Below are 8,850 nucleotides of genomic sequence, written 5' to 3' on the forward strand. Positions count from 1 at the left end.
GGCGTCACCGTCGGCGTCAACGAACCCTATTCGCCGGCCGACCGCGTCTACTTCACGCTGGAGCGGCATGCGCGCACGCGCGGCCTTGCCTGCGCGATGATCGAAATCCGCAACGACGAAATCGCCGGCGACACCGGGCAGCGGAAATGGGCGGATCTGCTCACAGGCATATTCTCGAATCTGGAGCCTGAGGAGGCCAGGGGCTCCCGACAACGCGCAATGGGAAAGTCAGTACAGTCGGCCAGTTAAGAACCAACAGGGGACTAAAATGTCAGCGCAAGACTATACGGAACACGACAAGCACGAGGACTTAAAGGTCCTCCACGGAATGGGCTATGCCCAAGAATTGTCGCGAAGCATGAGCCGCTTCTCGAACTTCGCGATCTCCTTCTCGATCATCTGCATTCTTTCAGGCGGCATCAACTCCTTCGCCCAGGCGACGTCTTCGATCGGCGGCGCCGGCGCGGGCATAGGCTGGATCGTCGGCTGCGCCGTTTCCGGGTTCTTCGCCCTTGCCATGGCGCAGATCGCCTCGGCGTTCCCGACAGCGGGCGGTCTCTATCATTGGGCCTCGATCCTCGGCAACCGGTTCACCGGCTGGCTCACCGCCTGGCTCAACCTGCTCGGCCTGATCACCGTGCTAGGCGCCATCAACATCGGCACAGCGTTCTTCTTCACCGGAACATTCGGGAGCTGGTTCGGGATGACCGGAACGCCGGGGGAAATTGTCGGGTTCGTCGCTTTCATTACCGTGCTGCAGGCTTTGCTCAATCATTTTGGCATCAAGCTGACAGCCCTGCTGACCGATGCTTCCGGCTTCATCATTCTCGGCACAACTGCGGTGTTGATCGTGGCCTGCCTGGTGTTTGCCCCGGCGATCGACGTCACCCGGCTTTGGACCTTCACCAACTATTCAGGTGACGCTGGCGGCGGCGTTTTTCCGCAGACCGACTCTATGAGCTATCTCTTCCTGCTCTGCCTGCTTTTGCCGGTCTACACCATCACGGGATATGATGCTTCGGCACACACATCGGAAGAGACACTGAAGGCCGCGCACTCGGTTCCGCGGGCGATTGTTTCATCCGTGGTCTGGTCCTCACTGATTGGCTGGGTGATGCTATGCGCCATCGTTCTGGCGATCCCGGATCTGGCGGCGGGCGCAAAGCAGGGCTGGAACGTCTTTTTCGCCACGATGGACGCGATTCTGCCGGTATGGCTGAAGGAGCTGCTCTATCTGGGTATCCTGATCGCGCAGTTTCTGTGCGGTCTCGCCACGGTGACCTCGGCCTCGCGCATGTTGTTCGCCTTCTCTCGCGACGGCGGCATGCCGGTCGGGTCGGCCGGGCTCGCCAAGGTCAGCCCAGCCTGGCGCACGCCGGTCAACGCGATCTGGACCGCTGCGGTCCTCGAGATCATCTATGTCTTCCTTGCCCAGTTCATCTCGATTGGCGGCACCAACATCTACACCATCGTCGTCAATTCGACGCTGGTCTTCCTGTTCCTGTCCTTCATCATTCCGATCGTGCTCGGCATGATGGCTTTCGGAACTTCGAAGTGGCCGAACCCGGGCCCGTGGAACCTCGGCGGTGGCGTTTTCAAGCTGTTCTGCATTCTGTCGATTATCGGCATGGCGATCATCTTCTACATCGCGGTTCAACCGCCAAACGACAAGGTGCTCTACATCACCATCGGCTTCATCATCTTGACCGCCGTGCTCTGGTTCGGCTTCGAGAACCGCCGCTTCCAGGGTCCGCCGATCGGTGAGCAGATAGCGGCGCGCCAGGCGGCGATCAAGGCGGCCGAGCAGGCGGTCGGCGAGACCGGCAACTGACCTTCGCTTCATGACCATGGCCGGCGCAATGCCGGCCATGGTCTCGTTTTTTCCCTTTCAAATCGACAGCACTGGAGCGCCAAAGGAATGGCCGGGAATTTCTCGTTCGATCAGTTGAAGAAGGCGGTCTCGAACGGCGAGATCGACACGGTGCTGGCCTGCATCGTCGATATGCAGGGCCGGCTCTCGGGAAAACGCTTCCTGGCCCAGTATTTCGTCGATTCCGCGCATGGCGAGACGCATGGCTGCAACTATCTGCTCGCCTGCGACATCGATATGGAGCCGGTACCGGGCTACAAGGCGGCGAGCTGGTCGAAGGGCTATGGCGACTTCGTCATGAAGCCCGACCTGTCGACGCTCCGGCGCATTCCGTGGCTGGAGAAGACGGCGCTGGTTATTTGCGATGTGCTCGACCATCACACGCATGAGGATCTTGGGCACTCACCCCGCGCGATCCTCAAGAAACAAGTCAAGCGCCTGCAGGAGCGCGGCTATATCGGCTATTTCGCCTCCGAGCTCGAATTCTACCTGTTCAGCGAAACCTACGAGTCGGCCCGCAAGAAGCACTGGCAGGGGCTCGACAGCGCCTCGCCCTATATCGGCGACTACCAGATCGGCATCACCACCAAGGAAGAAGGCGTCATGCGCCGGCTTCGCAACGAGATGGAGGCGGCCGGCATTCCGATCGAGAACTCCAAGGGCGAGTGGGGCCCCGGCCAGGAAGAGATCAATGTGCGCTATGCCGAAGCGCTCGACATGGCCGACCGCCACGTCATCCTGAAGAACGGCGCCAAGGAAATCGCCGATTCCGAAGGCAAGGCCATCTCCTTCATGGCCAAGTACAATTACGGGCTCGCCGGCAATTCCAGCCACATCCACAATTCGCTGTGGAGCGCCGACGGCAAGACGCCGCTGTTCTTCGACAAGAAGGCCGAGTGGACGCTGTCGAGCCTCGGCCAGCAATGGGCGGCCGGCCAGCTCAAATACGCCAAGGAGTTCACCTGGTTCCTGGCGCCCTACATCAACTCCTACAAGCGCTTCCAGGCAGGCACCTTCGCGCCGACCAAGATCATGTGGAGCGAGGACAATCGCACCGCAGGCTTCCGGCTCTGCGGCGAGGGCACCAAGGGCATCCGCATGGAATGCCGCATCGGCGGCGCCGACCTCAATCCTTATCTCGCCTTCGCGGCGCTGATCGCGTCGGGCCTCGCCGGCATTGACGAGAAGCTGGAACTGCAGAAGCCTTTCGTCGGCGATGCCTACCAGGCCTCGCGACTTCCCGAGATCCCGAAGACGCTGCGCGACGCGACCGAGACGCTGGCCAAGTCGAAGATGCTGAAGCAGGCCTTCGGCGAGGAGGTAATCGAGCACTATGTGCACACCGCCCGCTGGGAGCAGTTCGAATACGACCGCCGCATCACGGATTGGGAACTGCATCGGGGCTTCGAGCGGTATTAAGCTGCCGCGTCAGCGTCGGCACTGCCCATCACCCTTAACCTCTCCCGTCAGGACGAGGAGAGGGGTAGCGGGCGTCGGAACGCTTCCCTTCTCCCCGTCACTATGCGGGAGAAGGTGCCGGCAAGCGGATGAGGGCAGGCCATGCGCATATCGATTGTTGTAAAACTGCGAGGACTTATAAAATGACCGAAACGGTCAAGCTGAAATCCCCCATCGACGGCTCGATCTATGCCGAGCGGCCGGTCGCGACCGACCACGCGATCAACGCGGCGGTCGAGCGCGCCAGGGCGGCGCGGGAGAAATGGGCCGAAACGCCGGTCGTCGAGCGCGGCAAATACATGCTGGCGATGCTCGAGGCGCTGTTCGCCATGACCGACGAGATCGTGCCGGAGATCGCCTGGCAGATGGGGCGGCCGGTGCGCTACGGCGGCGAGTTCGGCGGCGTCAAGGAACGCACCAACTACATGGTCGAGATCGCTGAACAGGCACTCAAGCCGGTCATGGCCTCCAATCCGAAGGAGGGTTTTCGGCGCTATGTGAAGAAGGTGCCGCTCGGCGTCGTGCTGGTGATCGCGCCTTGGAACTATCCCTATCTCACCGCCGTCAACACCATCGTGCCGGCGCTGATGGCCGGCAGCGCCGTCATCCTCAAGCACGCGGCACAGACGTTGCTCGTCGGCGAACGCTTCCAGCAGGCTTTCGACAGAGCGGGGCTGCCCCTGGGGCTGTTCCAGAACCTCGTCATGAACCATGCCCAGACCGAGAAGCTGCTCGGCTCCGGCAAGATCGACCATGTCAACTTCACCGGATCGGTCGGCGGCGGCCGCGCCATCGAGGAGGCGGCGGCCGGCACCTTCATGACGCTCGGCCTCGAACTCGGCGGCAAGGATCCGGCCTATGTGCTGCCCGACGCCAAGCTGGACCATGCGGTCGCCAATCTTGTCGACGGCGCCTTCTACAATTCCGGCCAGTGCTGTTGCGGCATAGAGCGCGTCTATGTGCACGAGAAGGTCTATGACGAGTTCGTCGAAGGTTTCGTCGCCGAGACGAAGAAGTATGTCGTCGGCAATCCGCTGGAACAGGCGACCACGATGGGCCCGATGGCGCAGGCGCGCTTCGCCGACCTGATCCGCGAGCAGAAGGCCGAGGCGCTGCGCAAAGGCGCGACCGCACATATCAACATGAGGGTCGAGAACGACAGGGCGGGCTCGCCCTATCTGGCGCCGGAAGTGCTGACAGAAGTCGACCACCAGATGAGCGTCATGCGCGAGGAAAGTTTTGGGCCGATCGTCGGCATCATGAAGGTGCGCAACGACGAGGAGGCGATCGCGCTGATGAACGACAGCCCCTATGGGCTGACCGCGTCGATCTGGACACGCGACACCGAGCGCGCGATCGCCATCGGCGACCGCGTCGAGACCGGCACCGTGTTCATGAACCGCTGTGACTATCTGGACCCGGCGCTGGTCTGGACCGGCGTCAAGGACACCGGCAAGGGCGCGGCGCTCTCGGCCATCGGTTACGACAATCTGACCCGGCCGAAATCCTATCACCTGCGCGAAACGATCTGACCTTTCGAAAGACAAAAATGTCCAAGCTGATCTCCAAATGGAACTACCCCACCACCGTCCGCTTCGGCGCCGGGCGCATCAAGGAATTGCCTGATGTGCTCAATGCGACGGGCATCAAGCGGCCGCTCTTCGTCACCGATCCGGGCCTTGCGAAACTGCCCGTCGTCGCCTCGACGCTGAAGATCTTCGACGATGCCAAGATCCCATACGGCGTCTTCTCGGAGGTGAGGCCCAACCCGGTGGAGTCCAATCTCACCGCCGGCATCGCGGTGTTCAAGAAGGGCAAGCATGACGGCGTCATCGCCTTCGGCGGCGGCTCCGCGCTCGACCTCGGCAAGCTCATCGCCTTCCAGGCCGGGCAGACACGGCCCGTTTGGGATTTCGAGGATATCGGCGACTGGTGGACCCGGGCCAATTCGGACTTGATTGCGCCGATCATCGCGGTGCCGACCACGGCGGGCACGGGGTCCGAGGTTGGCCGCGCCGGCGTCATTACCAATGAGGAGACCCATACCAAGAAGGTCATCTTCCATCCGAAGCTTCTGCCGGCGATCGTCATTGCCGATCCGGAACTGTCGGTCGGAATGCCGCCCTTCATCACGGCCGGCACCGGCATGGACGCGCTGGCGCACTGCCTGGAGGCCTATTGCGCGCCGGGCTATCATCCGATGGCCGACGGCATCGCGGTGGAAGGCATAAGGCTAGTGTTCGAGAACCTGCCGAAGGCTTTCGCCAACGGCAAGGATCTGGTTGCGCGCGCCCATATGATGAGCGCGGCGGCCATGGGCGCCACCGCTTTCCAGAAGGGGTTGGGGGCCATCCATTCGCTGTCGCATCCGATCGGCGCGCTCTACGACACCCATCACGGCATGACCAACGCGGTGTTCATGCCCTATGTGCTGGCCTTCAACCGCGAGGCGATCGAGGATCGTATCGCACGGCTCGCCGCCTATTGCGGCATCAAGGGCGGCTTCGACGGCTTCGCCAAGGCCATCATCAAGCTGCGTAAGGAGCTCAAGGTGCCGCACGCGCTGCCCGGCCTGATCAAGGGGCTCGACATGGACAAGAAGCGCAAGACCCTGATCGCCGATATGGCGGTGGTCGACCCGACCGCCGGCGGCAACCCCGTGAAGCTCACCAAGAAAGCAGCGCTGACGCTGCTCGAAAATGCCATCGCCGGCTCCGTCTGAGAAGCCGGCCTCGATGCCGAGGAGTTGAATAAGGGAACACTCGAGAAAAAGGGAGGAGGGGCAAAATCAAGGCAGCTAACCATTAGCCGGAAAATTAAGCGCGGGCTAATTGCTACAGTCCGTTAAAAAGAGTTAACTTTTTTCGCTGTGGGGCTCCGGTTTCAAAAAGCCTTCATCTGGCTGTCACACGAAAACGATACCCGCATCGCAGGCGCTTAGCGCGCCAGTTCAACGGAGAGAACACATGTTCAAGTTCATGGGGAAAGTGCTTTCCCTCTCGGCCGCGGCGCTCTTCGCGTCGACGGTGATTTCGTCCGCCGCTTCGATGGACGATCTCGTCAAGGCCGCGAAGGCGGAAGGCCAGCTCACTGTCATCGCGCTTCCGCATGACTGGTGCGGCTACGGGGCAGTGATCGACGCTTTCAAGGCTAAGTATCCGGAAATCACCATCAACGAACTCAACCCCGACGCCGGCTCTGGCGACGAGGTCGAGGCGATCAAGGCCAACAAGGACAACAAGGGCCCACAGGCCCCTGACGTCATCGACGTCGGCCTGTCCTTCGGTCCGACCGCCAAGAAAGACGGTCTGATTCAAGCTTACAAGGTATCGACCTGGGATTCGATCCCGGACAGCGCCAAGGATGCCGATGGTTTTTGGACGGGCGACTATTACGGCGTGCTGTCGTTCTTGGTGAACAAGGATCTTGTGAAGGAAGCTCCGGCTGACTGGGCAGACCTGCTGAAGTCAGATTATGCCAACACCGTCGCCCTCGCCGGGGATCCGCGTGCCTCGAACCAAGCGATCCAGGCGGTCTACGCCGCCGGCCTGTCCGGTGGTGCCGCTGCTGGTGAAGCAGCCGGCACAGCAGGTCTCGACTTCTTCAAGAAGCTCAATGCCGCTGGCAATTTTGTGCCGGTCATCGGCAAGCCAGCCACGCTGGCCCAAGGTCAGACCCCGATCCTGGTCACCTGGGACTACAACGCGCTTGCCGGCCGCGACACGCTGAAGGGCAATCCGCCGGTCGACGTCGTTGTGCCTAAGACCGGCGTCGTTGCCGGCGTCTATGTGCAGGCGATCAGCGCTTACGCGCCGCATCCGAATGCCGCCAAGCTCTGGCTCGAGTACCTTTACTCCGACGAAGGTCAGATTGGCTGGCTGAAGGGTTACTGCCATCCGATCCGGTTCAACGACCTCGCCAAGAACGGCAAGCTTCCGGCCGATGTGATGGCCAAGCTGCCGCCGGCCGAAGCCTACGCGTCGGCCGTGTTCCCGACCCTCGACGAGCAGGGTAAGGCCAAGGAGGCGATCACCAAGAACTGGGACGCCACTGTCGGCGCCAACGTGAAGTAACGGAATGAAATGGCCGGGCGGCTCTGGCCGCCCGGCGCTTCTCCCAGACGGTAGCCTGCGCATGACCGACCTCTCGCTCTCCAACCAGACAATTGCGGGAAAGACCGCACCGCCCAGCGAAGCGCGCGCGTTGCGGCTGCCGACGCAATGGATCGGCGTTGCGCCCTTCTTCATCTTCGCGGTCATGTTTCTCATCCTGCCCACGCTCTACCTGATGCTGGGCGCGTTCCAGAATGAGGCTGGTGAGTTCACGCTGGAAAATCTCATCGCCCTGTCGGAGCCAAATATCGTTGCGGCCTACTTGATTTCGATCAAGGTCAGCCTGGCATCGGCGCTCATCGGAGCCTTCGCCGGCCTGGCTATCGCCGTTGCCATCGTGCGCGGCGGCTTGCCCAATTGGATACGGTCGGCGACACTGACCTTTTCCGGGGTAGCCTCCAATTTTGCCGGCGTCCCTCTGGCATTTGCCTTCCTCGCAACGCTTGGACGCCTCGGCCTCGCCACGGTGATCCTCAACGCCGTGTTTGGCCTCAACATCTACGCGCATGGCTTCAACATCTTGTCGTTCTGGGGCCTCACGCTGACCTACGTCTATTTCCAGATTCCGCTGATGGTGGTCATTATCGTGCCAGCGATAGACGGACTGAAGAAGGAATGGGGCGAGGCTGCCGCGACACTTGGCGCGACGACGGCCCAGTACTGGCGGATGGTCGTGATCCCGGTGATCTGGCCGAGCTTCCTCGGCACCGTTATCCTCCTGTTCGCCAACGCCTTCGGAGCGATTGCCACCGCCTATGCGTTGACCGGCTCGTCGCTCAACATCGTGCCCATCCTCCTCTACGCGCAAATCCGCGGCGACGTGCTTCACAACGCGCATCTCGGGTATGCGATCGCCTTCGGCATGATTGTCATCACCGGCCTCGCCAATGTCTTTTACATCTGGTTCCGGACGCGTTCGGAGAGGTGGCTGAAATGAAGACCGGACGCTTCTGGGCCTGGGTCGTCTTCATCCTTGGCGCGGCCTATTTCTTTATCCCGCTGATCGCGACTGCGGAATTCTCGATGCGCATGCGTCGCGGCGCCTACTCGTTCGACGCCTATCAGATCGTGCTTGGCGACGCCCGCTTCCAGGCGACATTCATGTACTCGGTGGTTGCCGCCATATTCACCATCATCCTCGGCGTGCTGGTGGTGGTGCCGGCGGCTTATTGGATCCGGCTGCGCCTGCCGCAGCTCAGGCCGATCGTCGAGTTCATCACGCTGCTGCCGCTTGTCATCCCGGCGATCGTCATCGTGTTCGGCTACATCAGGATGTACGGCTCGAATTCGCCGCTGCCGTTCCTGGCGAACGATACGGCCACCAACGCCCTGCTGGTGATCGGCTACGCGACGTTGTCGCTGCCGTATATGGTGCGAAGGCCTGTATCGACCGCCCGATACATATACGGC

6 protein-coding genes and 2 pseudogenes are annotated in these 8,850 nt (G+C 61.6%); all 8 read left to right on the forward strand.

The genetic code is table 11. The features are described 5' to 3' along the window. Positions 1-123: pseudogene (locus EOA27_RS43145) on the forward strand (N-formylglutamate amidohydrolase); the annotation flags it as partial. Positions 124-268: 145 nt separating this feature from the next. Beyond that, on the forward strand, positions 269-1,831 hold the full coding sequence (locus EOA27_RS11240; protein ID WP_126081430.1) for an amino acid permease: 1,563 nt from the start codon (positions 269-271) through the stop codon (positions 1,829-1,831). Between the two features lie 87 nt (positions 1,832-1,918). Then, positions 1,919-3,289, forward strand: coding sequence for a glutamine synthetase family protein (locus EOA27_RS11245; RefSeq protein ID WP_127251683.1), 1,371 nt, complete (start codon positions 1,919-1,921; stop codon positions 3,287-3,289). Positions 3,290-3,471: 182 nt separating this feature from the next. Further along, on the forward strand, positions 3,472-4,860 hold the full coding sequence (locus tag EOA27_RS11255; protein WP_126081432.1) for an aldehyde dehydrogenase family protein: 1,389 nt from the start codon (positions 3,472-3,474) through the stop codon (positions 4,858-4,860). A gap of 17 nt (positions 4,861-4,877) precedes the next feature. Next, positions 4,878-6,050 (forward strand): iron-containing alcohol dehydrogenase, encoded by a 1,173-nt coding sequence (locus tag EOA27_RS11260; RefSeq protein WP_127256176.1) that lies wholly within the window; start codon positions 4,878-4,880, stop codon positions 6,048-6,050. Positions 6,051-6,294: 244 nt separating this feature from the next. Continuing rightward, positions 6,295-7,401, forward strand: coding sequence for an ABC transporter substrate-binding protein (locus tag EOA27_RS11265; protein ID WP_126081433.1), 1,107 nt, complete (start codon positions 6,295-6,297; stop codon positions 7,399-7,401). Between the two features lie 61 nt (positions 7,402-7,462). Further along, positions 7,463-8,377: an ABC transporter permease subunit gene (locus EOA27_RS11270; protein WP_126081434.1), complete on the forward strand. Its 915-nt coding sequence runs from the start codon at positions 7,463-7,465 to the stop codon at positions 8,375-8,377. Next, positions 8,374-8,850, forward strand: a pseudogene (locus EOA27_RS11275) (ABC transporter permease); the annotation flags it as partial. The gene EOA27_RS11270 and the pseudogene EOA27_RS11275, both read left to right, overlap by 4 nt.

Origin of the sequence: Mesorhizobium sp. M2A.F.Ca.ET.037.01.1.1 (genome assembly GCF_003998075.1) — a bacterium.
Lineage (GTDB): Bacteria > Pseudomonadota > Alphaproteobacteria > Rhizobiales > Rhizobiaceae > Mesorhizobium.